The sequence below is a fragment of the Variovorax sp. 10N432 genome, assembly GCF_056394465.1.
Map to the genome: position 1 here is coordinate 1 of NZ_JBFTHX010000101.1, position 2,617 is coordinate 2,617.

Annotated in this window: 1 protein-coding gene; it reads right to left on the reverse strand. The window is 65.7% G+C overall.

Translation table 11 applies throughout. The features are described 5' to 3' along the window. Positions 1-480: 480 nt before the first annotated feature. Positions 481-2,499 carry a gamma-glutamyltransferase family protein gene (locus tag AC1DF3_RS36710; protein ID WP_478142773.1) on the reverse strand — a complete coding sequence of 673 codons (2,019 nt, stop codon included), beginning with the start codon at positions 2,497-2,499 and terminating at the stop codon, positions 481-483. Positions 2,500-2,617: the final 118 nt, after the last annotated feature.

Genomic DNA, 2,617 nt, shown 5'->3' on the forward strand with positions numbered 1-2,617 from the left:
CGCAGGCGGCCAGAACCTGCGCCTTGAACGCCGCGCTGTGCCGGCGGCGTTGCTTCGGATTGACGTCCATAGATGTCCAGCTAACTTAGGTGGACAGCATGGTCTCCGGCTTGGCCTCTGATCTCAAGGTGGGGAGACTGGCCGCTTACGGAGGAAGATCAAATGTTAAGCACGCTGCGTGAACGAAGCCTTAACGCTGAAATCGCGCACGGCTACTTACACCGAAAACGGGTCTGACGTAGCATGGAAAGTTCGTCCTACAGCGCCTTCGAGATCAGGGCGAGCCGCAACCAAGCTTGGTCCGCGACCTCGATCGAGTCGGCCAAATCTTCCCGACGGGCGTCACTGGTCGCTCCGGTCAGTTACTACCCGGCCGACATTGGCCACTCTGTCGCGCGACCGCTTGCCCGCTTGCGCTAAGCGGCCTCGATTTCGGCAGAGTCCCAACGGCGCTCGATTGACCACCCCCGGCAGACCGCTCTAAGGCGTGAACGTGTCCCCCAGGACCAAGCCTTCACGACGTGGGTCGGCGCCGCCCTGCAAAGTGCCTTTCTTATCCTGGAGCCGGATGATCGTGGCGACGCCGCTCGACTGCGCACCGACGTTCACGGTATGCCCCATCGCGCGCAGTGCCGTCACCAATGGATCGTTGGCGCCGTTGTTGGTGGCATCGATTTTCGGATGCTCGCCGCCGATGGARGTGGTCGGRCTGTTGGAGGCGCCGAAGTTCACCATCGCGCTCGCCTGCTGCGCATCGAAGTTCCAGTCCAGCGCGCTTACCAAGGTCTTTGTCACGTACTGGATGATCGCGGAGCCGCCCGGCGAGCCTGTGGCCATCACGAAATCGCCGCGGGAGCCGTCCGCCGCCTTGCTGAACACGAGCGTGGGCGCCATCGAGCTGCGCGGGCGCTTGCCTGATTGAACACGGTTGGCAATCGGCAGTCCGCTGGCGTCGGTCGGCGCGGCGGAAAAGTCGGTCAGCTGATTGTTGAGCATGAACCCGCGCGCCATGTGATACGAGCCGAAGCCCGACTCGACCGTGGTGGTCATCGACACGACGTTGCCGTCCCGGTCCACGATCGTGATGTGCGTGGTGCCGTTCTCGGGCGAGGGCGGCATGATGCCGGCCGGGATCGGGCCGAGGTTGCCCGGCTGCGCCGTGTGCATGCTGGTGGCAAGGTTGATGAGGCCGGCGCGGCCGCGCAGGTAGTCCCTGTCGACCATGGTGGGCACGCCATTGCCAGGCAGCGGCTGGTAGTCGGTGTCGGCGACGTACTTGTCGCGGTCCGCATAGGCCAGGCGCTGGGCTTCGGAGACGAGGTGCACGGCCATCGTCTGCGGCCGACCACCGTCGTTGTCCACGTTGGTGGGCGGGTATTGGCTCAGGTCGAAGTTCTCCAGGATGCCCAGCGATTGGGCTACCGCGATGCCACCGGAAGACGGCGGCCCCATGCCGCAGACCCAATACGAACGGTAGGTGGTGCAAACCGCATCGCGCTTCTTGGCCCGGTAGTTCGCCAGGTCGGCCAGCGTGGTCTTGCCCGGCGTGATCGGCGTGTTGCCGTCGGCGCTGGTGGTCATGTTGATCTTGGCCACGATGTCCTGGGCGATCGGGCCAGTGTAGAGGGCGTCTGCGCCACCCTGCGCGAGCGCCCTCAGCGTCTGCGCATAGGCGGGAATCGTCAGCACTGTCCCCAGTGCCTTGGCGGAGCCGTCCGGATTCAGGTAGGTCGCTGCCGCTTCGGCGTCTCTGATCAGGTTGGTTCGCGCCCCGGCGATGGCATCTGCCATCCGCCCCGGGATCTTGAAGCCGTTGTCCGCGAGGTCGATGCCGGCATCGAACAGGTTCTTCCAGGGCTTACGTCCGTGCTCCTGGTGCACCAGCTCGAGCATGCGGACCGCGCCCGGGGTGCCGATGGACCGGCCGCTCGCGCGCGCGCTCGGGCGTGGCGTGGTGCGGTCGGCCAGGTCATCGATCCAGCGGAGGTGGTTCTCGGTAGCAGCAGCCGGTGCCGTTTCGCGCCCGTCGTAGGTCTGCACCACCTGGGTCCGGGCGTCATAGTGCAGCAAGAAGGCACCGCCACCGAGGCCACTGGACTGCGGCTCGACCAGACCGAGCACCGCCTGCACGGCGACCGCGGCATCGGCCGCGGTGCCGCCGGACTTGAGCACGTCGCACCCGGCCTTGCTGGCGAGTGGGTTGGCCGCCACCACCATGAAGCTCTTGGCAGAAACAGCCTGCATGCCGGTGCGGTAGCCCGACGCGAGTTCCGGGGCCGCCGGGTCACCAGGAAGGCCTGAGCCGACGACGACGGAACCGCTCGCAGTGATCGCGGTGCATGAAGGATCCGACTGCGACGCCGCTGTCGCGGGCTTCGTGCTCTGGGCGACTGCGGCAGGGAAACCCCCTGCGCTGCCACCACCTCCGCCGCAGCCGCCCAGGAGCAGCAGCAATAGAAGAGAGCCAGTGAGGACACGGTTATGCAGGGGGAAGTGCATGCTTATCCTTCGAAGTACCAGCAGATGCCGAAGCCAGCGGTTTAGCATCGGAAGGCACGCGGTACGCATGGTGCTTTCCCCCTACAGATCGGGGTCTGCATGGGGCATGCGAATCAGG